This is a genomic window from Pseudomonas fluorescens, assembly GCF_004683905.1.
Classification (GTDB): Bacteria; Pseudomonadota; Gammaproteobacteria; order Pseudomonadales; family Pseudomonadaceae; genus Aquipseudomonas; species Aquipseudomonas putida_A.
Genome location: NZ_CP038438.1, coordinates 185,626 through 210,591 on the forward strand (window position 1 = coordinate 185,626; position 24,966 = coordinate 210,591).

General features: G+C 62.9%; 18 protein-coding genes. 16 read left to right on the top strand and 2 right to left on the bottom strand.

Translation table 11 applies throughout. The features are described 5' to 3' along the window. The first annotated feature begins 39 nt into the window (after positions 1-39). The 5 genes from E4T63_RS00825 to E4T63_RS00845 are packed head-to-tail and all read left to right on the top strand — an operon-like array spanning position 40 to position 10,254. Positions 40-6,351 carry an Ig-like domain-containing protein gene (locus E4T63_RS00825; RefSeq protein ID WP_245223447.1) on the top strand — a complete coding sequence of 2,104 codons (6,312 nt, stop codon included), beginning with the start codon at positions 40-42 and terminating at the stop codon, positions 6,349-6,351. A gap of 46 nt (positions 6,352-6,397) precedes the next feature. Continuing rightward, on the top strand, positions 6,398-7,915 hold the full coding sequence (locus E4T63_RS00830) for a TolC family protein (RefSeq protein ID WP_135294701.1): 1,518 nt from the start codon (positions 6,398-6,400) through the stop codon (positions 7,913-7,915). Next, the gene (gene cysC / locus E4T63_RS00835; protein WP_134785134.1) at positions 7,899-8,504 is read left to right on the top strand and encodes an adenylyl-sulfate kinase; all 606 of its coding nucleotides are present in this window, start codon (positions 7,899-7,901) and stop codon (positions 8,502-8,504) included. Before E4T63_RS00830 ends, cysC begins: the two co-directional genes overlap by 17 nt. After that, positions 8,501-9,286, top strand: a complete 786-nt coding sequence (locus tag E4T63_RS00840) for an aspartyl/asparaginyl beta-hydroxylase domain-containing protein (RefSeq protein WP_135296899.1) — start codon at positions 8,501-8,503, stop codon at positions 9,284-9,286. The genes cysC and E4T63_RS00840 overlap by 4 nt, the downstream gene beginning before the upstream one ends. After that, positions 9,274-10,254 (top strand): sulfotransferase family protein, encoded by a 981-nt coding sequence (locus E4T63_RS00845; protein WP_135294702.1) that lies wholly within the window; start codon positions 9,274-9,276, stop codon positions 10,252-10,254. Before E4T63_RS00840 ends, E4T63_RS00845 begins: the two co-directional genes overlap by 13 nt. Here the strand turns inward: E4T63_RS00845 and E4T63_RS00850 are convergent. Both E4T63_RS00850 and E4T63_RS00855 read right to left on the bottom strand, forming a co-directional pair. After that, complete coding sequence (locus E4T63_RS00850) at positions 10,220-10,978, bottom strand: slipin family protein (protein ID WP_041070974.1); 759 nt, start codon at positions 10,976-10,978, stop codon at positions 10,220-10,222. The genes E4T63_RS00845 and E4T63_RS00850 overlap by 35 nt on opposite strands. 2 nt (positions 10,979-10,980) lie before the next feature. Further along, on the bottom strand, positions 10,981-11,511 hold the full coding sequence (locus E4T63_RS00855) for an NfeD family protein (protein WP_245223416.1): 531 nt from the start codon (positions 11,509-11,511) through the stop codon (positions 10,981-10,983). Positions 11,512-11,686: 175 nt separating this feature from the next. On the opposite strand from E4T63_RS00855, the gene E4T63_RS00860 reads away from it, so the two are divergent. The 11 genes from E4T63_RS00860 (at position 11,687) to pgaB (ending at position 24,965) form a co-directional block, all read left to right on the top strand. Next, positions 11,687-12,148, top strand: coding sequence for an aminoacyl-tRNA deacylase (locus tag E4T63_RS00860; RefSeq protein WP_098966580.1), 462 nt, complete (start codon positions 11,687-11,689; stop codon positions 12,146-12,148). Between the two features lie 127 nt (positions 12,149-12,275). Beyond that, positions 12,276-12,521 carry a DUF2789 domain-containing protein gene (locus E4T63_RS00865; protein WP_135294704.1) on the top strand — a complete coding sequence of 82 codons (246 nt, stop codon included), beginning with the start codon at positions 12,276-12,278 and terminating at the stop codon, positions 12,519-12,521. A 158-nt stretch (positions 12,522-12,679) separates the two neighbouring features. Further along, positions 12,680-13,108: a MarR family winged helix-turn-helix transcriptional regulator gene (locus E4T63_RS00870; protein WP_007961473.1), complete on the top strand. Its 429-nt coding sequence runs from the start codon at positions 12,680-12,682 to the stop codon at positions 13,106-13,108. Beyond that, positions 13,105-15,168: an FUSC family protein gene (locus E4T63_RS00875; protein WP_135294705.1), complete on the top strand. Its 2,064-nt coding sequence runs from the start codon at positions 13,105-13,107 to the stop codon at positions 15,166-15,168. The genes E4T63_RS00870 and E4T63_RS00875 overlap by 4 nt, the downstream gene beginning before the upstream one ends. Next, positions 15,165-15,374, top strand: a complete 210-nt coding sequence (locus E4T63_RS00880; RefSeq protein WP_098966584.1) for a DUF1656 domain-containing protein — start codon at positions 15,165-15,167, stop codon at positions 15,372-15,374. Before E4T63_RS00875 ends, E4T63_RS00880 begins: the two co-directional genes overlap by 4 nt. After that, positions 15,371-16,258, top strand: coding sequence for an efflux RND transporter periplasmic adaptor subunit (locus tag E4T63_RS00885; protein ID WP_097086795.1), 888 nt, complete (start codon positions 15,371-15,373; stop codon positions 16,256-16,258). The genes E4T63_RS00880 and E4T63_RS00885 overlap by 4 nt, the downstream gene beginning before the upstream one ends. Beyond that, positions 16,255-17,697: an efflux transporter outer membrane subunit gene (locus tag E4T63_RS00890; protein ID WP_135294706.1), complete on the top strand. Its 1,443-nt coding sequence runs from the start codon at positions 16,255-16,257 to the stop codon at positions 17,695-17,697. Before E4T63_RS00885 ends, E4T63_RS00890 begins: the two co-directional genes overlap by 4 nt. A gap of 93 nt (positions 17,698-17,790) precedes the next feature. After that, positions 17,791-18,426: a hypothetical protein gene (locus tag E4T63_RS00895; RefSeq protein WP_025113416.1), complete on the top strand. Its 636-nt coding sequence runs from the start codon at positions 17,791-17,793 to the stop codon at positions 18,424-18,426. A gap of 292 nt (positions 18,427-18,718) precedes the next feature. After that, positions 18,719-20,224, top strand: a complete 1,506-nt coding sequence (locus E4T63_RS00900) for a YdgA family protein (RefSeq protein WP_097086798.1) — start codon at positions 18,719-18,721, stop codon at positions 20,222-20,224. A gap of 247 nt (positions 20,225-20,471) precedes the next feature. Continuing rightward, positions 20,472-22,955, top strand: coding sequence for a poly-beta-1,6 N-acetyl-D-glucosamine export porin PgaA (pgaA, locus tag E4T63_RS00905; RefSeq protein WP_135294707.1), 2,484 nt, complete (start codon positions 20,472-20,474; stop codon positions 22,953-22,955). Positions 22,956-22,967: 12 nt separating this feature from the next. Continuing rightward, entirely contained in the window at positions 22,968-24,965 is a 1,998-nt protein-coding gene (gene pgaB, locus E4T63_RS00910; protein ID WP_135294708.1) for a poly-beta-1,6-N-acetyl-D-glucosamine N-deacetylase PgaB, read from the top strand. Position 24,966: the final 1 nt, after the last annotated feature.

The window sequence follows — 24,966 nt, forward strand, 5'->3', positions numbered from 1 at the left end:
ACGCTGGCTGCGCCGCTGATCATGTCGCTGGAACCGCGCATGCTGTTCGACGGCGCTGTCGCGGCCACCGTGGCCGATACCGCTGCGGCCCAGCCCGACAGCCACCCCACTGCCGATGCAGCGAAGGCGCCCACGGCCGATCATCCGTCGGTCAGCAAGGACACCCACGGCCAGGCCGATGCCACGCCGGCTGCCAGCCCTGTCGCCGTACCGGGCCAGAGCGTGGTGTTCGTCGATGCCCGGGTCAAGGATGCCGACAGCCTGCTCAAAGGCGTTGCTCCCGGCGCGCAGGTGGTCAAGCTCGATGCCAGCAAGGACGGCTTGCAGCAGATCGCTGATTACCTCGACCAGCATTCGGGTGTCAGCTCGGTGCAGATCATCGCTCACGGCAACGCCGGTGACCTGTGGCTCGGCAACAGCTATCTGTCGGCGGACAACGTCGCGCAACGCAGTGCGGTGCTGGCGGAAATCGGCAAGGACATGAACGTCGGCGGCGACATTCTCATTTACGGCTGCTACACCGCCGAAGGTGACCGCGGCCTGAGTTTCGTCGACTCGCTGGCACAATTGACCGGCCGCGATGTGGCCGCCTCGAACAACCGCACCGGGGTGGGCGGCGACTGGGATCTGGAAATCGCCACGGGCAGGATCGAGAGCGCCAACGTGCTGTCGACCCTGTCGATGAGCGAGTACCAGTGGGGCCTCGCCACCTGGACTGCCACCAACAATGCGAACACCGGGGTCGGCTCGCTGCGCGCAGCGCTGGCGTCGGCGCAGAACGGCGACATCGTGACCTTCAGCAGCGGCATGACGGTGCAGCTCACCTCGGAATTGCTGATCAACAAGAACATCACCGTTGATGGCGACCTGAACAACGACGGGGTGGCGGACGTCACCCTCGATGGCCAGTACCGGACGCGGGTGGTGGAAATCACCTCCAGCAGCACGGTGACACTCGATGGTCTGGTCATTACTCGCGGATTGGTCTCGGGCAATGGCGGAAATGGCGGCTATGGCGCAACCGGGGCCATGGGCGGGGGGATTTTCAACGCCGGCGTCCTGACCTTGAACAACGTTTCGGTCACCGGTAACGCGGCGGCCGGTGGTGGCGGTGGTGGGGGGGTCACGGGAGCCAACTACGGCGGCGGCGGTGGCGGTGGCGGCGGCCTCGGTGGTCAGGGCGGCGGCCATGGCGGTACGGCCGGGCCGGGCACCGGGACGTTGGGCGGCCAGGCCGGCAGTGGTGGCGTCGGTGGCTACGGCGGTGGCTACGACGCCACGCACATGGGCGGCCGCGGCGGCTCCACCGTCGGCGGTGCCGGCGGCGTGGGCGTGTCCTATTACAGCAACGGCGGCAATGGCGGCACCGCGAACAACGGCACCATTTCGATTGGCGGCGGCGGTGGCGGCTCCGGCTGGGACAAGGTGGGCGGCGTCGGCGGCAATGCGGCCGGCGGCATTTACAACGCCTCCACCGGCACCCTGAAAATTGTCGGCACCTCGGTCATCAGCAACAACCTCGGTGCGGGCGGCGGTGGCGGCGGTGGTAGCGGCCAGGGCAGCAACAACCTGAACGGCGGCGACGGCGGACGGGGTGTCGGTGCGATCTGGAACCAGGGCGGCACGGTACTGATCACCGCCGCCAACTTCAGCGCCATCAGCGGCAACGCGGCCGGCAGCGGCGCCGGCGGCGCAGAACTGGGCGGCGGCGTGACGGGCTCTGTACCGTTGGCCTTCGCGGCGATCTACAACAATGGCGGCACACTCAATACCGCTTATGTGGAACCACCCACCGCAACCATCGTGATGTCGGACACGGCGTTGAAAATCGGCGAAACCTCGCTGGTGACCATCACCTTCAGCCGCGCGGTCACCGGTTTCACCAACGCCGACCTGACCATTGCCAACGGTACGCTGACAGCGGTCAGCAGCAGCGACGGTGGCCTGACCTGGACCGCGACCTTCACTCCGACCAACAACATCACCGACGCCACCAACCTGATCACCCTCGATAACACCGGGGTCAATGCGATCAGCGACGGCGTGGCGGGCGTCGGCACGACCAGTTCCGTCAACTATGCGATCGACACCGTGCGGCCGACCGTGACCATCGTGATGGCCGACACGGCGTTGAAGATCGGCGACACGTCGCTGGTGACCTTTACCTTCAGCGAAGCGGTCACCGGTTTCACCAACGCCGACCTGACCATCGCGAATGGCACACTGTCAGCAGTCAGCAGCAGTGACGGTGGAATCACCTGGACCGGAACGTTCACCCCGACCGCCAGCATCACCGATACCACCAACCTGATCACTCTGGACAACACTGGTATCGCCGACCTCGCCGGCAACGCCGGCAGCGGCACGACTGATTCGGCCAACTACGTGATCGATACCGTGCGGCCAACCGCGACCATTGTCGTGGCCGACAGCAATCTGGCAGCGGGTGAAACCTCGCTGGTGACCATCACCTTCAGCGAAGCGGTCAGCGGCTTCACCACCGCCGACCTGACGGTGGCCAACGGCACCCTGAGCGGTCTGAGCAGCAGCGACGGCGGCATCACCTGGACCGCCACGCTCACCCCGACCACCAACATCACCGACACCACCAACCTGGTCACCCTGGACAACACCGGGGTCGTCGATCTGGCCGGCAATGCCGGCAGCGGCACCACCAATTCCAACAACTACGCCATCGACACTGCGCGGCCGACCGCGACCATCGTGGTGGCCGACAACAACCTGCGGATCGGCGAAACCTCGCTGGTGACCATCACCTTCAGCGAAGCCGTGACCGGCTTCACCAATGCCGACCTGACCATTGCCAACGGCACGTTGTCGGCGCTCAGCAGCAGCGATGGCGGCATCACCTGGACGGCGACCTTCACGCCGACTGCCAGCATCACTGATGCGACCAATCTGATCACGCTGAACAATACCGGCATCGCTGACCTGAACGGCAACGCCGGCAGCGGCACCACCGACTCCAACAATTACGCCATCGACACCGTGCGCCCGACCGCGACCATCGTGGTGGCTGACAACGCTCTGAAAATCGGCGAAACCTCGCTGGTGACCATTACTTTCAGCGAAGCGGTGTCCGGTTTCACCAACGCCGACCTGACCATTGCCAACGGCACGCTGAGCGCAGTCAGCAGCAGCGACGGCGGCATCACCTGGACCGCGACGTTCACTCCGAGCGCCAGCGTCACCGATACCACCAACCTGATTACCCTGGACAACACCGGCATTGCCGACCTGGCGGGCAACGCCGGTAGCGGCACCACCGACTCCAACAACTACGCCATTGACACCCAGCGCCCGACCGCAACCATCGTGGTCGCCGACAGCAACCTTACGGCCGGCGAAACCTCGTTGGTGACCATCACGTTCAGCGAAGCGGTGAGCGGTTTCACCAACGCCGACCTGACCATCGCCAATGGCACGTTGACGGCGGTGAGTAGCAGCGATGGCGGCATCACCTGGACGGCAACATTCACGCCGAACGTGGGCATCAACGACGCAAGCAACCTGATCACGCTGGCCAATACCGGTATCGCCGACCTGGCGGGCAACGCCGGCAGCGGCACGACCAACTCCAACAACTACACCATCGACACCGTGGTGCCGACCGCGACCATCATCGTGGCGGACTCCAGTCTGAAGATCGGCGAGTCCTCACTGGTGACCATCACCTTCAGCGAAGCGGTGACCGGTTTCAGCAATGCCGACCTGACGATAGCCAACGGCACATTGTCGGCAGTCAGCAGCAGCGACGGTGGCATCACCTGGACAGCGACCTTCACGCCGACCAGCAACATCACCGACGCCACCAACCTGATCACCCTGGACAACGCCGGCGTACAGAACCTGTCGGGCAATGCCGGCAGCGGCACCACCGATTCCAACAATTACTCGATCGACACTCAGCGCCCGACCGCCACCATCGTGGTGGCTGACACCGCGCTCGGCGTCGGCCAGAGCAGTCTGGTGACCATCACCTTCAGCGAAGCGGTGACCGGTTTCACCAACGCCGACCTGACCATCGCCAACGGCACGCTGAGTGCGGTGAGCAGCAGCGACGGCGGCCTCACCTGGACGGCGACGTTCACGCCGGCGGCGGGGATCACCGACACCACCAACCTGATCACCCTGGACAACACCGGCATCGCCGATCTGGCGGGCAACGTCGGCAGCGGTACCACCGATTCCAACAACTATGCGGTCGACAGTCAGCGTCCGACGGCGACCATTGTCATGACCGACAGCGATCTGCGTCCCGGTGAAACCGCGCAGGTGACCATCACCTTCAGTGAGGCCGTGACCGGATTCGACAACTCCGATCTGAGCGTCGCCAACGGCACCCTGAGCAATGTTTCGTCTAGCGACGGCGGCATTACCTGGACGGCCACGTTCACGCCGAACATCGGTATCACCGACCTCACCAACCTGATTGTCCTGAACAACACCGGCATCACCGACCTGGCCGGAAACACCGGCACCGGCACCACCAGTTCGGCCAACTATCAGATCCAGACTCAGGTGCCGACCGCCACCATCGTGGTTGCCGACACGTCGCTCAGGGCCGGGGAAACCTCGCTGGTGACCATCACCTTCAGCGAAGCGGTCAGCGGTTTTGACAACAGCGACCTGACCATCGCCAACGGCACGTTGAGCAATGTCAGCAGCAGCGACGGCGGTATCACCTGGACGGCCGCCTTCACGCCGACAGCCAATGTCACCGACGCCACCAACCTGATCACCCTGAACAATGCCGGGGTGGCCAACCTGTCGGGCAACAGCGGCATCGGTACCACCGATTCCAACAACTTCGCCATCGACACCGCGCTGCCGACCGCTACCATCGTGGTTGCCGACAACCGTCTGGGCATCGGTGAAACCACCACAGTGACCATCACCTTCAGCGAGGCGGTGAGCGGGTTTGACCTGTCGGACATCAGCGTTGCCAACGGTGCGCTGTCGAACCTGACCAGCAGCGACGGTGGCGTGACCTGGACGGCGACTTTCACCCCGACAGCCGGCGTCAATGACGCGACCAACCTGATTCTGATCGACACCGCCGGTGTTCAGGATCTGGCCGGCAATGCTGGGGCGAGTATCGCCATCTCCAACAACTACATCCTCGATGCAACCCGGCCGACGGTGGACATCGTGGTCGCCAATCCGCATCTGGGCATCGGCCAGACCACCACGGTGACCTTCACCTTCAGCGAGGCGGTGAGCAATTTCGACCTGTCCGACCTGAGCGTGACCAACGGCGACCTGAGCAATCTGACCAGCAGCGATGGCGGCAAGACCTGGACCGCGACGTTCACCCCGACCGCGAATGTCACCGACCCGAGCAATTTCATTGCGCTGGACACCAGCAACGTCAGCGACCTGGCGGGCAACGCCGGCAGCACGGTGGCGGTGTCGAACAACTACGCCCTCGACAGCGAACGGCCGACCGCCACGGTGGTGGTTGCCAATCCGAATCTGGGTGTGGGCCAGACCTCGCAGGTGACCATCAGCTTCAATGAGGCGGTGACCGGGTTTGATCTCAGTGACATCAATGTCGGCAACGGCACCCTGTCGAACCTGAGCAGCAACGACGGCGGCAAGACCTGGACCGCGACGCTGACCCCGGGCGCCAACATCAACAGCGCCAGTAATGCGATCAGCGTCAACAGCGCCGGGGTCAGTGACCTGTCCGGCAACAGCGGCAGCGGTGTCAGCAGCTCCAATAACTACGCGATCAATACCGTGCCGCCGGTTATTCCGCCAACGGTGCCGACTACGCCGACCAATGGGGTGATTCCCGATCCGCTGTCCCGCAGCAGCGATCCGGTCGCACCGCCGCCGGCCCCGGACGTGCCGTTGCAACCGTTCGTATTTACGCCACCGACCGGCAATCTCGGCTCGCCGCTGACCTTCCCGCCGCTGTTCGAGCAGCGTGTACTGGGCGACGGCATCCGGCCGCTGGGGGACATTTTCATCAATCACGGTGCTCTGAGCCCGAGCTTCATCGCCCAGGTATTCAGCAGCAGCGACGGAAGCGGTGACGGCAGCGGGCACGGCTTCCTCGGTTTCGGTGGCGGTGATGGCGGAGTCTTCGCCAGCAGTACGCTGTCGAGCCTGTTCCACCAGAACGACGGCGCCGAGCGGGAGGCGCTGAACGCCTTCGACAGTCACTCGCTCAAGGCCGGTGACATTTCCCAAGGGCTGCGCGGGGTATTTGGCGCGCCGACCCTCGGGCAGCAATTGCAACAACTCAAGGACAGCGATCAGCACCGGGTCGACGACCTGGCAGCGGCATTGCGCCAGGTCGGCATCAGCGAAATGCAGGCCTGAACACACAACTACTCAACACGGTGCGGCACCTAGGGGCGATCCAGGGATGAAGAAAAGTCAGAAGTTGTTCGGCGCCAGCCTGCTGGCGCTGGCGATCAGCGGATGTGCAGTGACCAGTGAGCCGATCGAACGCAGCGTCAGTGAGCAGCGGGCCAGAACCGACCTGCAGAGCATGTACAAGGATCAGGAGCCGCTGCGTGGCCCGCTGACCCTGCATCAGGCCATGGCCCGCGCGGTGAAATACAACCTCGAAGGCCGTTTGAAGATCATGGAGGAAGCGCTGGCCAAGCGGCAGCTCGACCTCGCCAGTTTCGACATGCTGCCGCGCATGGCGCTGGACGCCGGTTACGTCGGGCGCAACAACGTCAACGCCTCCAGCAGCCAGAGCGTGCGCACCGGCACTCAGTCTCTGGAACCCTCGACCTCGCAGGACCGCGACCGCGATGTCGCCGACCTGACCATGGTCTGGAACGTCCTCGACTTCGGCGTCAGCTACATCAGCGCCAAGCAGCAGGGCGACCAGCGCCTGATCGTGCAGGAACGCCGGCGCAAGGTGATCAACACCATCGTTCAGGACGTGCGCTCAGCCTATTGGCGCGCGATGGCTGCCGAACGGTTGCTCAAGCAGATCGACAGCCTGATGGCCCGCGTCGACACCGCCCGGCGTGACAGCCAGAGCCTGAGCGATCAGCGCATCGGCGACCCGGTGCAGGCACTCGGTTACCAGCGCTCGCTGATCGAAGCCACGCGGCAACTGGAAGAACAGCGCCGCGCCCTGTCGCTGGCGAAAACCGAATTGGCAACGCTGATCAACCTGCCGCTGGGCACCAACCTGACGCTGGCGACCGATGACGGTTATCAGATTCCCGAACTCAAGGTCGCCATGGCCAAACTCGAGCAGGAAGCCCTGACCAGCCGTCCGGAACTGCGCGAGCAGGATTATCAGAGCCGCATCAGCGCCGCCGAAACCCGCAAGGCGATGTTGCGCCTGCTGCCGGGTCTGGAGTTTTCCGCCGGCGGGCATTACGACAGCAACTCGTTCCTCGTCGAACAGGGTTGGGCCGACTACGGCGTGAAAGTCACCTGGAACCTGTTCAACGTGATTTCCGCTCCGGCGGCCATCGACGTCGCCAAGGCGGGTGAGGAAGTCGCCACCGCCCGGCGTCAGGCGATGTCGATCGCGGTGCTGGCGCAGCTGTATGTGGCGAACGCCAACTATCAGGAGGCGCTGCGGCAGTTCAAGACCAATCAGCAACTGTCGGACATCGACGGGCAGATCGTTGGCCAATTGCGCAATCGGCATCAGGCCGCCGGTATCGGTGAACTTGAACTGATTCAGGGCGAGCTGAACAACCTGCAAGCCGACCTGCGCCGTGACTTGTCGTATGCCGATCTGCGCAACGCCTATGGACAGATCTTCGCCAGCGCTGGTCTCGACCCGCTGCCGGATCAGGTGCAGTCCACCGAAGTGCAGTCGATCGCCACGGCGTTGGCCAACCGCGAGTCCGCGTGGGCGTCGGGGGATATCTCGGTGCCTGTGGTGGCGCATGCCGCTGCCCGATAATCTGCTGGCGCCTGTCGCCAGCGTCAGCCGCTCGCAACGCGAAGCCCGCAACGGCCATCGCGGTGCGGCGATTTTGTTGACTGGCCTGCCGGCGGCGGGCAAATCGACGCTGGCTCAGGCGTTGCACGCCGAGCTATTCGCCCGTGGATTGCACAGCGTGGTGCTCGATGGCGACGGCTTGCGGGTCGGGCTCAACCGCGATCTGGGGTTCAGCGACGCCGATCGCCTGGAGAACATTCGCCGTGCCAGCGAGCTGGCAGCGCTGCTGGTGGAGAACGGGCAGATCGTGATTCTGGCGATGATCGCGCCGTTGCTGGAGCTGCGCGAAGTGTTCGCTCGGCGTTTGGCTGCGGACTATCGCGAGGTCTGGTGCAGCGCGTCGTTGGCGGTGTGCGAGCAGCGTGATCCGAAGGGGCATTACGCCCGCGCACGGCGTGGCGAAATGGCCGGTTTCACCGGGGTTTCGGCACCGTACGAGCCGCCCGCGCAGCCCTCGCTGGTGCTCGACACCGGCGTGCAGACTGTGGAGGCCTGTCTGGATCGGCTGCTGACCTGGCTTGGCGAATGCGCGGTGTTGCCCAAGGCATGAGCCGCCCGGCCTGTTCACGTCTGCCGGTGGCGGTGGACTTGCCGCTGCTGTTGCAGGCGCTGCAGGCGATTGCCGAAGATGCATGGCACGGCCACTTCAACACGGATTACTTCACGGGCGACTGGAGCGGTGTGGCACTGATTTCCGCCGCCGATGCGCTGACCGAGTTATCGCCCGGGCGCGGCGAAACGCTGCAGCGCACGCCTTGGCTGTGCGATGAACGCTGGCGGTTGGGGCTGCGCGATCTGACGCTGGATATCGTCTGTGCGCGCTTGTTGCGACTGGGGCCGGGCGGGCGAATTCACGAGCATCGTGATTACGACCTGGAAGGGCCGGATACCGATCTGCGCCTGCATATTCCGTTGCTCAGCCCACCTGCAGTGGATTTCTGGCTCGATGGTCAACGGGTGCCGATGGCGGCGGGGGAGTGCTGGTTTCTCGATCTTGCTCGTGCGCATCGGGTTGATAATTTCGATACCTGCGCGCGGATTCATCTGGTGCTCGACTGCCGGCCCGGGGCCTGGCTCAAGCGGAAGATCGCCGAAGGTTTGCGCGACACTCCTGCAACGCAACCGGCCGATTCGGCGTTACAGCAATTCCAGCGACTGGTTGCAGGTGACGCAGCGTTGGCGGCGACTCTGCAGCACATGGCGGAGCCTGAGTCGTTCATCGAGCGCACTCTGGAGCTGGCCGCCGAACACGGCTTGCCATTCTCCCGCGAAGAACTGCGCGCCGCGATGCGCAGCGGTCGTCGGCAATGGAACGAACAATGGAGCGGCTGAATCTGCACGGTTGGTTGCCGATCCGGATCTGGCCGCTGGCGGGGCAGTGGCAAGTCGACTGGTGCTGGTTTGGTGAAACGCCACTGCATCAGCCTTTTTTTCGTGACGCCGTCGAAGAGGCGCTGCGGTTACCGTTCAATCAGGCTTTTCGCCGGCAGACATCGCTGTCGGTGCTGACCGAGTGGCAAGCGCAAAGCCAGGGGTTGGCGCCGAGTGCCTTTATCCTGCACGCCTCGCGTTGCGGTTCGACGTTGATCAGCCAGATGCTCGCGCGGCTCGATGACCATATTGTGGTCTCGGAGCCACCGCCGCTTGATGCGCTTTTGCGAGGTGAGCTGCCCGAAGTCGAGCGGCGTGCAGCGATCCGTGGATTGCTCTCGGCCTACGGTCAACGTCGACGCGGTGTCGAGCAGCGACTGGTGATCAAGCTCGACGCCTGGAACATCGGCGAGTGGCCGCTGTTGCAGGCATGCTTTCCCGATACGCCATGGTTGTTCGTGTACCGCGATCCGCTGGAAATCGCCGTGTCGCACGTGCGCCGTCCGGGGATGCACATGGTGCCGGGGATGCTTGGGAACTGTGTGCTCGACGATGGTTTGCCGTTTACCGGCAGTGAAGACTTCATCGCACGACGGCTTGGTCGCTTGCTGGCGTCGGCTTATCTGCACTGCCGTGAGGGTGATGGACTGCTGGTGAACTACAGCGAATTGCCCGAGGCCATGGCCGGCCGATTGGCGAATTTTTTCCGCTTGAATGCCGAGCAGCGGCAGCAGGTGTTGGCGGCGACGGTGCAGCACGCCAAGCAGCCGTTACAACGCTTTGTCGCCGATGGCGAAGACAAGCGCCGCGAGGCTTCGCCGTGGTTGCGCGAGCGGGTTCGGCAGTGTGCCCAGGATGCCTTTGTGAATCTTGAGTTGCTGCGATCTTTTGCTGTCAGGTTTTTCCCGACAGATCCGCCATCCCCTTGAGCAACTCGATCGGCAACGGAAAGACAATCGTCGAGCTCTTGTCACCGGCAATCGAACTCAGCGTCTGCATGTAACGCAATTGCATGGCACCGGGCTGGCGGCCGAGCATTTCGGCGGCTTGCATGAGTTTTTCCGAGGCCTGCAGTTCGCCTTCGGCGTGGATCACCTTGGCCCGGCGTTCGCGTTCGGCTTCGGCCTGTTTGGCAATCGCACGCACCATCGATTCGTTGAGGTCGACGTGCTTGATCTCGACGTTGGCGACCTTGATGCCCCAGGCGTCGGTCTGGGCGTCGAGCACCTGCTGGATGTCGATGTTCAACTGCTCGCGTTCGGCCAGCAGTTCATCCAGCTCATGTTTGCCGAGCACCGCGCGCAGGGTGGTCTGCGCCAGTTGGCTGGTGGCCGAGAGAAAGTCTTCGACCTGAATGATCGCCTTCTGCGGGTCGAGCACGCGGAAGTACAGCACCGCATTGACCTTCACCGAGACGTTGTCGCGGGTGATCACATCCTGTGGCGGCACGTCGAGGACCACGGTGCGCAGGTCGACCCTGACCATTTGCTGCACCACCGGAATCAGCAGGATCAGCCCCGGGCCCTTGACCTGCCAGAAGCGTCCGAGCTGGAACACCACGCCGCGCTCGTATTCACGCAGGATGCGGAAGGTCGACCCGGCGAGGGCGATCACCAACAGCAGCAGTGCAACGAAACCGATTTGCAGACCCATGATCACTCTCCGTGTCGCACCGCGTCAGTCGCGGCGACTTTCAGCAGTAAGCCTTTACGCCCGACCACGCGCACCGATTGCCCGGCGTGCAGCGGTGTCGTGCTGTGCACTTGCCAGTGTTCACCCTGCAATTGCACCCAGCCGTTATAGGCGTTTTCCGCTTGCACGGTGGTCACCGCCGTCACGCTGCCGACCAGCCCGGCATCGCCGCTGACGGCGTGGCGCGGGCGGGTTTTCAAGGCGCGGACGATCAATGCGATCAGCAGCAGAGCGCTGAGCAGGCCGAGGCCGATAATCATCGGTACCGGCAAATCGGCATTGCTCAGAATCAGCGCGCCGATGACGAACATGATGATTCCGCCCAGGCCGATCACCCCGTAGTTGGGCAGCGCGGCTTCGGCAATCAGAAAGGCAATGCCAAGGGTGATCAGCCACAGGCCGAGCGGATTGACCGCCGTCAGCGGGATGTCAGCCGCGAGGGCTGAGCCGCTGGTCAGCAGTATCAGGAAAAACGTGCAACATCGGCTGTTCACGTGACCCTCCGGGAGAGTCATGGGGGTGTTTCCTTAAGTCTAGTTGAGCCTGGCGCCGGATGAATTTTGATCAATAAGCGGATGTGTCCAATGAGCGGATTTCCCTTCATCAGCAACTGGCCGAACTAGACTCAGCAGAACAGGCATAACGTTCAGCGGGACACCGAGGTGCAGCATGCGTATGGCAAAAAAAGTGCAGAGCAGCCTGAACCGGGCGCATTGCGAATATGACATCGTGGCCCACCGCCACTCGGCCAGCAGTCTGGAAACCGCACGGGTTTCCGGGGTGCCCGCCGAACGCGTGGCCAAGTCGGTCATTCTCGACGACCATCACGGGCATTACCTGATGGCCGTGCTGCCGGCCAGCCGGCATCTGGACTTGAGTAAAGTGCGCATTCGCGGCGCATGGCAGATCACCCGGGAGAGCAACCTGGCGCATATCTTCGATGACTGCGAACGCGGTGCGGTGCCGCCGCTCGGTGATTCCTACGGCCTGGACATGGTCATCGACCCGCTGCTGACCCGGCAGAAAGACATTTACCTGGAAGCCGGCAACCACAACTACCTGCTGCACATGAGCATGCCCGAGTTTCTGAAAATGGTGCCGCATGCGCAGGTGCAGGAGTTGAGTCATTAGGTTTTGTGGTGTGGCCACTGACACCTTCGCGAGCAAGCCCGCTCCCACAGGTTGACCGCAATCCCCTGTGGGAGCGGGCTTGCTCGCGAATAATCGCCCATCCACCGCATTCTTTAAGGAGTCCTCCATGGAGCAGCCCACCCACAGCCTCCCATCCCTGTTCAAGCAACTGGGACTGGACAGCGACCCGACCGGCATCGAGCAATTCATCGCCACCCATTCACCACTCAAACCCGAATTGCACCTCGCAGACGCGTTTTTCTGGAGCAAAAGCCAGGCGGATTTTTTGCGCGGCGAGATTCTTGATGATGCGGATTGGGCGGAGGTGGTGGATCAGTTGAATGTGTTGTTGCGCAAGGGGCGGGAGGGATAACCATTATTTTGCGAACGGCCACATCTGTTTACGGTGCGCACGACCAGCGGGCAGATTTGTTTCAAAACTTGACTGAAATTCCCTGCCAATGCGATATTGATAGTTAGCAAACTAACAGTATGCATTTTCCCGTGGCGAATTCCCTCGACGCTCTCCAGATGAACATCAGCAGTGCCATGGTGGTGGCCGCCAGGCATTGGCGGAAGATCTGCCAGACCACGCTGGTCAACTATGGCATCTCCGAAGCCTGCGCCGTGCCGTTGCTGATGATCGGGCGGTTGGGCGAGGGTGTGCGTCAGGTGCAGGTGGCACAGGCGGCCGGGATGGAGAGTCCGTCGCTGGTGCGCCTGCTCGATCAGTTGTGCCACGCCGGCTATGTCTGCCGCACCGAAGATGCGCAGGATCGCCGGGCCAAGTGCCTGAGCCTGACCGACACCGGCCGTGAACTGGTGCAAGCGGTGGAGATCGAACTGGTGCGTCTGCGTCATGAAGTGCTCGAAGGCATCGACCAGAGTGATCTGGAAGCTACGCTTCGGGTACTGCGAGCTTTTGAGGCGGCCAATCCGCCTGTGGTGATCAATTCTTGAACGGTTTTTTCTCTGGCATTCCTCCGGCCCGGGACTGGTTCTACGGGGTCCGTACCTTTGCAGCGTCGATGATCGCGCTGTACATCGCCTTGCTCATGCAAATGCCGCGTCCGTATTGGGCGATGGCCACGGTGTATATCGTCTCCAGCCCGTTTCTCGGGCCGACCAGTTCCAAGGCGCTGTACCGCGCCATCGGTACCTTTCTCGGGGCGGCGGCGGCGGTGCTGTTCGTGCCGATGTTCGTGCAGAGTCCGTACGTGTTGGTGGTGGTGATTGCCTTGTGGACGGGGATTTTGCTGTTCCTGTCGCTGCACCTGCGTACCGCCAATAACTACGCGCTGATGCTGGCCGGCTACACCCTGCCGCTGATCGCCTTGCCGACCGTGGATAACCCGCTGGCGGTGTGGGACGTGGCGGAAGCGCGCACCGAAGAGATTTTTCTCGGCATCGCTGTGGCGGCGGTGGTCGGCGCGATGTTCTGGCCGCGTCGCTTGGCGCCGGTGTTCAACGACGCGGTGGGCAAGTGGTTCGCTGACGCCACCACCTACAGCCTGAAGTTTCTCAGCCGCGACGTGCAGCCGGAACAGATCGCCGCGCTGCGCATGGCCATGGTCGCCAATTTCAACAGCCTCGAATTGATGATCGGCCAGTTGCCCCACGAAGGCGCTCGACCGCAAACCGTGCGCAACACCAAGGAGCTGCGCGGGCGGATGATCCACCTGTTGCCGGTGATCGACGCGCTGGAAGACTCGCTCTACGCGCTTGAACGGCGCACACCGGAACTGGTGGAAAAGTTTGCCCCGCTGTTGACCGCGACCCAGCAATGGCTCGGCCATAACGACGCCGATCTCGAACGGTGGCAGGCGCTCAAGGATCAACTCCAGGCCCTGCAGCCAAGCTGCGAGGCGCTGGAAGATCGCAAGCAATTGCTGTTCTCCAACGCGATTTATCGCCTCGGCGAATTCATCGATCTGTGGCAGGACTGCCGCAGTTTGCAGGACGCGATTCTCTGCGAGCGCCAGGACAGCTGGCGCGCGGTGTACCGGCACTGGCGCCTCGGGCGGCTGACGCCATTTCTCGACCGCGGGATGATGCTGTATTCGGTGGCCTCGACCGTTCTGGCGATCATCGTCGCTTCGGTGCTGTGGATTCTGCTCGGCTGGCCGGACGGTGGCAGTGCGGTGATTCTGGCGGCGGTAGCGTGCAGTTTCTTCGCCCCGATGGACGACCCGGCACCGCAGATCTACCGGTTCTTTTTCTGGACCGGGATGTCGGTGCTGTTCGCCAGTCTCTATCTGTTTCTGATTCTGCCGAACCTGCACGATTTCCCGATGCTGGTACTGGCGTTTGCGGTTCCGTTCATCTGCGTCGGCACCCTGACGGTGCAGCCACGCTTCTTCCTCGGCATGCTCCTGACGCTGGTCAACACCTCGTCGTTCATCAGCATTCAGGGCGCGTACGACGCGGACTTTTTCGCCTTTGTGAACTCCAACCTGGCCGGCCCTCTGGGCCTGTTGTTCGCGTTCATCTGGACCCTGATCGCCCGCCCGTTCGGCGTCGAGCTGGCCGCCAAACGTCTGACCCGCTTCAGCTGGAAAGACATCGTGCGCATGACCGAGCCGGCCAACCTTGCCGAACACCGGCATCTGGGCGTGCAGTTGCTCGATCGTCTGATGCAGCACTTGCCGCGTCTGGCCATGACCGGCCAAGACACCGGGATTGCCATGCGTGAAGTGCGCGTCGGCCTGAACCTGCTCGATCTGCTGGCTTACACGCCACGTGTCAGCGGCGCGCCGAAGGCCCTGCTGCAGCAAGTGGTGGCTGAGGTCGGCGAGTATTTCCGCGCGTGTCTGAAGGCCGGCGAACGCTTGCCTGCGCCGAGTCCCTTATTGATGACCATGGACCGTGCGCGCCGCGCGCTCAAAGGCCACGGCGACGAAGAAACCCGGCTAAACCTGTTGCATGCCTTGAGCGGTTTGCGCCTGGCGCTGCTGCCCGGCGTGGAATTCGTCAGCACCAGCGATGCCGAAGAACCGCTGCCCGATGGAGCGCCCCTATGATTGGTGATCTGGATATCAGCGGGATTTTCCTGCCGACCCTGCTGGTGTTGATGGGCATCACCTATGTGTTGTTTCTGCTGGTGCATGGCGTGCTCACGCGCCTGCACTTTTACCGTCTGGTCTGGCACCGGGCATTGTTCAACGTGGCCCTCTACGCCGTGATGCTGTACGGCGTGGACTCACTCAGTCGATACCTGATGACATGAAAAAACCGTTTCTGACTATCGGTCGCGTGGTACTGACCCTGCTGATCGTGACTTTTGCCGTTGTCCTCGTCTGGCGCATGGTGATGTATTACATGTTCGCGCCGTGGACCCGTGACGGCCACATCCGTGCCGACATCATCCAGATCGCTCCGGACGTGTCCGGGCTGATCCAGCAGGTCGAGGTCAAGGACAACCAGTTGATCAAGCGCGGTCAAGTGCTGTTCAGCATCGATCAGGACCGCTTCAAACTGGCCCTGCGTCAGGCTAAAGCGGCGGTTGCCGATCGCGAGGAAACCCTGGCTCAAGCCCAGCGCGAAGCCAAGCGTAACCGTGGCTTGGGCAATCTGGTGCCGGCCGAACAGCTGGAAGAAAGCCAGTCGAAAGTCGCCCGGGCGCAATCGGCGCTGGCCGAAGCGCTGGTGACGGTGGACAGCGCGCAGCTCAACCTCGACCGTTCGGTGATCCGCAGCCCGGTGGACGGCTACGTCAACGACCGCGCGCCGCGTGTGCAGGAATTCGTCACCGCCGGGCGTCCGGTGTTGTCGGTGGTCGACAGCAACTCGTTCCACATCGACGGCTATTTCGAAGAAACCAAACTCGACGGCATTCATGTCGGGCAGTCGGTGGATATCCGCGTGATCGGCGACAAAGCCAAGCTGCGCGGGCATGTTGAAAGCATTGTCGCCGGTATCGAAGACCGCGACCGCACCAGCGGCAACAACCTGCTGCCCAACGTCAACCCGGCGTTCAGCTGGGTGCGCCTGGCACAACGGATTCCGGTGCGTATCGCTTTTGACGAAGTGCCGGAAGACTTCCGCATGATCGCCGGGCGGACCGCCACCGTGTCGATCATCGACGACAAAACACAGGAGCCCGCGCAATGAACAAGGCCCTGATGATCGCCGGGTTGGGCGTGATGCTCTCGGCCTGTCAGATGGTCGGGCCGGACTATCACCTGCCCGCTGACGCGGCGGTACAGCGCAAGGACTTTCAGGGCGAACTGGCGGTGGAGGGCAAACCGGTGGTGTCAGCGCCGGTGCCGGCGGATTGGTGGCGGCTGTATAAGGACCCGCGTCTGGATCAACTGGTGCAGCAGGCCATGGCGTCCAACACGGATTTGCGCGTAGCGGCGGCGAACCTTCAACGGGCTCGCGCGCAAGTCGATGAGGCCGAAGCGGCGGGTGGCTGGAGCGCAGGCGTAAAGATGGGCGCCCAGCGTTTGCAGGAATCCGGTCAGGCGTTCTTGCTGCCGGAAAAAGTCCCGGTCGACAACGTCGGCGATATTGGCATCAGCGCGTCTTATCAGTTCGATCTGTGGGGCACCCTGCAACGCGGTATCGAAGGCGCGAAGGCTAACGCCGATGCGACTCAAGCAGCGGCTGACACCGCACGCATCACTTTGGTGGCCGATGTGGTTCGCGCCTACACCCAAGTGTGCGCGGCCAACGAAGAGCGGGAAATTGCCCAGCATTCCCTCGATCTGCAATCGCAGAGCACCACGCTGATCCAGCGCCTGCGCGATGCCGGGCGTGGTGATGAGACCCAAGTCACCCGTTCGCAAACCCAATTCAAGTCGTTGCGCGCCGACCTGCCGCGCTATGAGGCAGCGCGTCAGGCCGGGTTGTTCCGCCTGTCGATGCTGCTGGCCAAACCGGTCGAGCAATTGCCGGCCGGTACCGCCACTTGTGCCGAACTGCCGAAAATTGCCCAACTGGTGCCGGTGGGCGACGGTGCGGCGCTGCTCGAGCGTCGTCCCGATATCCGTCAGGCGGAACGTCGCTTGGCGGCCTCGACAGCGGGCATCGGCGTCGCCACGGGCGAGCTGTATCCGGACATCAGCATCGGCGCGACCATCGGCACCGTCGGTCTTATTGACGACTTGGGCGATCCGTCGACCAACCACTGGGGCTTCGGCCCGTCGTTGAGTTGGAAGGTGCCGACCAACGGCGCCCGTGCGCGGATCCGTGAAGCCGAGGCCAACACCCAGGCCGCACTGGCGCATTTCGACGGCGTGGTGCTCAACGCCATCCGCGAAACCCAGACCGGTCTGGCCCAATACAGCGCGCTGCTGCAACGCCGCGACGCCCTGGCCGATGCCGAGCAGTCGGCGAAACTGGCGGCGGACCAGACCCACCGCTTCTTCCAGGCCGGGCGCGAGTCGTTCCTCGCCGACCTGCAGGCGACCCGCACCTACACCGACGTCACCGCGCAACTGGCCGCCGCCAACACCCAGGTCGCCATGAGCCAGATCGATTTGTTCCTCGCCCTCGGTGGCGGTTGGGAAAGCGGACGAACGCAAGCCTCGAGCGCCAGCAAACCCTGAAGCCGTTGCTATGCTTTGAAGTGTTGAAGGGGTGCCACGTGCAACGCACCCTTTCAGCGCACATTGCTAGCGCTGGTCTAGGGGAAACCAATAATGAAAAACCCTTACGCTCTCGGCTTCTGGTGCGCCCTTGTAGCGCTGGTGCTGCTATCGGCCACCTATTTCTACGGCATCATGCTGGCCCATCAGATCGACAAGGCCATGGTCTTCCTCGACAGCGCCACCGCGTTGATCGCGGTGATGGCAATCGTGGTGGTGGCCTGGGCGTCGATCCAGGTGCAGCGGGTCAAGAAAAGACAACTTGAACAAGGCAAGACCCTGGTGCTGATCTGGGACACCAAAGTCGCCCTGCGTCGGGTCGAAACCGTGTTCGACCGCTACTTCTGGGGCAGCTACTGGCAACCGGGACGCACCTTCGCCGAAGTCATGGGCGAACTCACCGGCACCCCGCTGGAAAAAAGCCTCGAAGCCTTGAAAAAACAGTGCCTGGAACTCGACAAGCAGATTGCCGACGAAGGCTGGCACTGGCTCAACAATGCCCGCGAGCTGTCGGATGTCGCCACGGCCATGGCCCGCGAGCGCTATCAGCTGGATTTCTGTGACCCGCGCGCTGACGGGCCGGGCGGGGCGGTGATCGATCGCGACTTTGAAGTGCTGGTGTATACCTGGACGGCGCGGTTGAAGAGCTTCGATCATCAACTCGATGAGATCGAGGTTCAGTATTCCTGATCTTCTGGGAATCCAGTGGCCCTATCGCGAGCAGGCTCACTCCTACAGGGGAACGCATTTCAATTGTAGGAGTGAGCCTGCTCGCGATAGCGTCCTCAAAAACACTGCAACTCTCCCCGCCTGTCAGCTGTCCACACTCCCCATAGACACTCTTTAACCTTTAAACATTGGGCCGCCTCGCGCTGCCAGTGCTAATCTCCACCGCTAATTTCAGCGGAGTCGAGCCGCGACCCGGTCACGGGTTCAGGGAAGACGACGACACTTACAGCCACGGACATTGATCAGGTCATTCATGAATAAATCAGCAGGCGTGCTTCTCGGGATTGTTGTTGCCATCGGTGCGATCAGCGCCGGCGGGGCCTGGTACACCGGGACCAAGATCGAAGGCGTACTGAACAACGCCGTCAGCAACGCCAACAAAGAGCTGCAGACCGCGATGGCCGGCTCCAATGGCACCGCGTCGCTGGAGCTGGTGTCGCTGGAGCGTCACACTTTCACCAGCACCGCGCACTACCGTCTCAAGGGCGAGGGCGAGATGTTCGGCGACCAGCCGGTCGAGCTGCTGTTTGTCGACCACATCGAGCACGGCCCACTGCCGTTCTCGCGCCTGGTGTCGCTGAAGTGGCTGCCGGTCATGGCCACCAGCAATTACGAGCTGGAAAAGAGCCCGGCCACCGAAAAATGGTTTGCCGCCACCAAGGGCGCCGCGCCGCTTAAAGGTGTGACCAACATCGGCTACGACGAATCCACCACCAGCAGCCTCGAGTTGCTGCCGCTGGAAACCGCGCTGGACGAGCAGTCGAGCCTGAAATTCTCCGGCCTGACCATGAACATCTCCGCCAGTGCCCAGGCGCAGAAGGTCAAGGCTGACGGCTACATGGACAACCTGAAACTGGTCACCGTGTCGCAGGATCAGGCGCCGGTGCAGGTCGAACTCAACGGTCTGACCCTGGCCAGCAACCTTACCAAGAGCAGCTACGGCTACTACACCGGGGAAAACACCCTGGAGCTGACCAACAGCAAAACCACTTTCGGTCCCAAGCAGTCGGTACTCGGCGTGAAGAACTTCGAAATGAAGAACCTCACTGAAGAGAGCGGCAGCAATGCCTCGGGCCGCGCTGATTACAAGGTGGGTGAAGTCACCCTCAACGACAAGAAAATCGGTTCGGCCAACATGGCCATGAGCCTGAAGAACCTCGACATCCCGTCGACCATGTCGCTGATGCAGATCTACCAGACCAAATTGCAGCCGTACGAGAAGGAAGCGGCGGCCGCTGCCGAAGCCGGCCTGCCGGCACCGGAACTGAACCTGACCGAAGCCGAGTCGGCACAGGTCAAGGCTGACCTGCAGAAACTGCTGGCCGCCAGTCCACAGATCGCGCTGGAAAACCTGTCGCTGAAAACCGCCAACGGTGAAAGCCGCGCCAGCCTGGTGATTGATCTGACCAAGCCACAGTCGATGGATCTGCCGCCGGATCAACTGGGTAAACAGTTGGTCGCGCTGCTGGACCTGAACATTCAGGTGTCCAAGCCGATGCTGATCGATCTGCTCAGCGTGCAGGCGCAGCTCGACGGTCAGACTGACGCCAAAGCCATCGTCGACCAGGCGAGCGCCGGTGCCGACATGTTCTCCGGCATGGCCGTCGGTTCGCAGTTGGCGACCGTCGATGGCACCAATGTCGTGACCAAGCTGCATTACGCTGCCAATCAGGTGGAGTTCAACGGCCAGAAGATGACCGTTGAGCAGTTCGTCGGCTTCCTGATGAGCAAGTTCGCTGGCGTCACGCAAGTGCAGTAATCCTGCGTTCTAAATAACAACGCCCGGCCTCTGATCCACAGACGCCGGGCGTTTTGCTGTCTGGTGTGCGGGTTTTCGTCTGAGCCGGCGCCGCGATTCTGAACAATTATTGCGTTCTGGATATTCGACTACGCTTGCATGCAAGACTGCCTGACTAAGCTTGGCTGGGTCTCTTTTGACTCGGTCTCCGTTACGAATGGGCAAGGGGGGCATTGCGACCCGGCTGGCCATGTAAGGATGCTGACGAATGCCGCGTATAGATGTTCCTGTTTTACATCGTGGTTTACGCCCGTTGTTTCGCGTTGCGCTGTGCAGCCAGTTGCTCTGGCCGGCACTGGCGTTTGCCGATACGGCCTATGATCAGATGGTGCGTGATGCCCGTGCCGGGCAGACCACGCCTGCGCTGAACGTGCTGCGCCAGGTGCCACCGGGGCAATCGACCACCGGCCAGATCAGCGATCACCTGCAAATCGCCAGTTGGGCCGGCCTCGATGCCGAGGTGGTGCAGGTCTATGAGACCCAGGGCCGTGACCGGGTGCTGCCGGTGCAGGCACTGACCGCCACCGCACGCGCCTATCGCAACCTCAAGCGTTGGGAGCAGGCGACCCAGGTTTACAACAAGGCGCTGGCGCTGGAGCCGGACAACGCTGACCTGCAACTGGGGCTGGCGCTGACTCAGGCTGACGCGGGTAAACCCGACGAAGCCGTGACCCGCGCCAAGGCTCTGGTTGCCGCCAAACCCGACGATCCCTCACGCCGTCTCGCACTGGGCTATGCCCTGACCCGCGCCGGCAAGCAGTACGACGCATTGTTTGAATACGATCAGGCGTTCATGCGTGCCGGCAGCAAGCCGGAAGTCGCCCGTGAATACGTGGTCGCTCTGCAAAAGGCGCGGCTGCCGGAACCGGCGCTGCGCCTGGCCAACCAACGTCCGGGGCTGATCGACCCGGTCACCTTGCGCCGCCTCGAAGGTGATCTGGCTGCCGAACGCGTGCGTCTGGCCGAACTCGCCACCCGCAGCGAAAAAGAACGCTATGTGATCGCCGACCGCGCCTTGGCCGATTACGACAAGCTGCTCGCCACCTGGACTCCGGACGCCAGCGCCCACGATGACGTGATTCGCTGGCGCATCGACCGCATGGGCGCACTGAAGGCCCGGGCGCGCACCGCCGACGTGATCAATGAATATCAGAAGCTGCAAGGCGAAGGCGTGAAGATTCCGACCTACGCCATGCGCTGGGTGGCGGCGTCGTATCTGGATCAGCGCCAGCCGGAAGTCTCCACTGACCTGTATCGCCAGGTGCTGTCGGCGCCGGACGCCGATGTCGGTGATCGTCTCGAAGACACCACCGCGTTGTACTACTCGCTGCTGGAAAGTGACCGCGCCGATGAAGCGCGCAAAGTCGCCGAGGATCTGGCCAAGACCCAGAAGCCGCGCGTCGAACTCAAGGGCTTGCCGATCGGCAACCCCAACGACGAATGGATGGACGCCCAGCAGCTCGCGGCGCAGGCCGGTACCTACGGCTCCGACCTGCCGCACGGCGAGGAACGCCTGCAGACCCTGGTCGATCAGGCCCCGGGCAACCTCGGTTTGCGTCTGGCCCAGGCCGATCTGTACCTGGCCCGACAGTGGCCACGCCGCGCCGAAAACCAGCTCAAGGAAACCGAGAGCATGGCCCCCCGCGACATGGGCCTGGAGCTGGCTCAGGCGCGTACCGCGATGACCCTGCAGGAATGGCGGCAAATGGATGCGCTGACCGATGACGTGGTCGCGCGTTTTCCCGACAACCGTCAGGTGCAGCGCGCGGCCCGTGAGCGTGAAGTGCACGACATGTCCGAACTGCGTGTCGAAGCCTACGGCGGCAAGGCCAACGGAGGCGGCGGCAGCGGTGGTGCGGGCGCGGTCAGTGGCAGCCGCGATTTCGGCATCCAGAGCACCCTGTACAGCCCGCCGATCGATGAAGACTGGCGGGTGTTCGTCGGCGCCGGTTATGCCACCGGCGACTTCGCCGAAGGCACCGGTACCGACCGTTTCCAGCGCGTGGGCCTGGAACGGCGCACCCGTGACATGAGCCTGGAAGCCGAAGTTTCCAATCACGATTACGGTTACGGCGCCAAACAGGGCGCACGCATCGCGATTGCCCGCGACATCAACGACCACTGGCAGTACGGCGGCAGCTTCGCCTACCTGTCGGCCGAGACGCCGTTGCGTGCGCTCAACAGCGACATCAAGGCCAACGGCGGCAACGCGTTCATCCGCTGGCGCGCCAACGAGAGCCGCGAGTGGCGCCTGTCGGTCAGCCCGTCGCACTTCAGTGATGGCAACAACCGCGTCGAGGCCTTGCTCACCGGGCGCGAGGGCGTCTACAGCGCGCCGAACGTGCAGGTCGATGCCGGTCTGGAGGTCGGCACCAGCCACAACTCCAATTCCGAGGATGTGCCGTACTTCAACCCGAAGTCGGACTTCAGCGTCATGCCGACGGTCAACGTCAACCATGTGCTTTACCACCGCTACGAAACCTCCTGGAGCCAGCAATTCCAGGCCGGTGCGGGTACCTACAGCCAGCGTGACCACGGCACCGGCGGCATGGCGATGCTCGGCTACGGCCAGCGTTATGCCTGGAACGACGTGTTCGAGGTGGGCGGCTTGTTCAGTGTGATCAACCGGCCCTACGACGGTGATCGGGAGACCGATCTGCGTCTGCTCGTCGACCTCACTTTCCGCTTCTAGAAGAGTTTGAAGATGCCTTTGATGACGCGTTTCATCCTTCTGCTGGGAGTGCTGCTGATCAGCGCCTGCGCCCAGCAAGCCCCGGCCTTCGCGCCGCCGTCGCAACGTCCGGTGGCGGCCAGTGAAAAACCCTGGCCGAAAAACCATGTGCTGGGCATCGCCTATCACGACGTCGAAGATCGCGACCCCGATCAGGCCGTGGTGGCCGTGCGCACCGAGCGCATGATCGAACAGTTGGCCTGGCTGCGCGAGAACGGCTACCAGCCGGTCACCGTCGATCAGATCATGGCCGCGCGCAAGGGCGGCCCGGAATTGCCGGCAAAGGCGATCCTGCTCAGCTTCGACGACGGTTACTCAAGCTTCTATACCCGCGTGCTACCGGTGCTGCGCGCCTACAACTGGCACGCCTTGCTGGCGCCGGTCGGCACCTGGATCGACACGCCGCTCAATCAACCGGTGGATTTTGCCGGCGCACCCCGCGCACGCTCCGACTTCCTGGCCTGGGATCAGGTGCGGGAAATCTCGCAGTCGGGTCTGGTGGAAATCGCCGCGCACACCGACGCCAGCCACAAAGGCATCCTCGCCAACCCGCAAGGCAACATGCAGCCGGCGGCGGCAACCCGCCGTTACGATCCAGTCACCAAACGCTATGAGTCCGAAGAGGATTTCCGCGCCCGAATCCGCAATGACGTCGCGACCATTTCGGAAAAGATCCGCAAGGTCACCGGCAAGAAACCGCGCATCTGGGTCTGGCCGTACGGTACGGCTGACGGCACATCCCTGACCGTGGTCGGCGAGCAGGGCTACGAGATGGCCCTGACGCTGGATGACGGTCTGGACGCCCTCGACAACCTGATGAGCAGCCCGCGCTTTTTGGTCGCCTCCGATCCTGATGGCGAGCATTTCGCCAACAGCATCGTCGCGGCGCAGTCGGATTTCACCATGCGTGTGGTGCATGTCGATCTGGATAACGTCTACGATCCGGATCCGGCGCAACAGGAAATCAACCTCGGCAAGCTGATCCAGCGCATGGCCGACATGGGCGCCAACACCGTGTTCCTGCAGGCCTTCGCCGATCCGAAGGGCGACGGACTGGTGCACTCGCTGTACTTCCCCAACCGTCACCTGCCAGTGCGCGCCGACATTTTCGATCGCGTTGCCTGGCAACTGCGGACTCGGGCGCACGTGAAAGTGTTCGCGTGGATGCCGGTGCTGAGTTTCGGCCTCGATTCGAAGCTGCCGCGTGTTACGCGCTGGGATCCGAAGACCGGCAGCACCTCGGTCGATCCGGGCCAGTATCAGCGCCTGTCGCCGTTCGATCCGCAAGTACGGCAGATCATCGGTGAAATCTACGAAGACGTGGCGCGCCTGACCTCGGTCGACGGCATTCTCTATCACGACGACGCGGTGCTCTCGGACTTCGAAGACGCCAGCCCTGAGGCCCTGAAGGCGTATGCCGCGCACGGCTTGCCGGGGTCCATTGCTGCGCTTCGCGATGATCCGGCAGCCATGCAGCGCTGGACGCGGTTCAAGAGCAAATACCTGATCGACTTCACCAATGAGCTGACCGCCAAGGTACGTGCGATCCGTGGCCCGCAAGTGCTGACCGCACGCAACATCTTCGCCGAGCCGGTACTCAATCCTGAGAGCGAAGCCTGGTTTGCGCAGAACCTCGACGACTTCCTCGTGACCTACGACTGGACGGCGCCGATGGCCATGCCGCTGATGGAAAAACAGACCCAGGCGCAATCCGGCCCGTGGCTTGAAGAACTGGTGGCGAAGATCAAACAGCGCCCCGGTGCACTGGATCGCACAGTCTTCGAACTGCAGGCCCGCGACTGGACGAAAAAGGATCAGGCCGACATCGACGGCGCCCAACTGGCCGACTGGATGGGCCGGCTCAAGCGTCAGGGTGCGACCAGTTTCGGTTACTACCCGGACAACTTCCTCGACAACCTGCCGGACCTGAAAACCGTAAGGCCTGCGCTCTCCAACAAATGGAACCCATGAC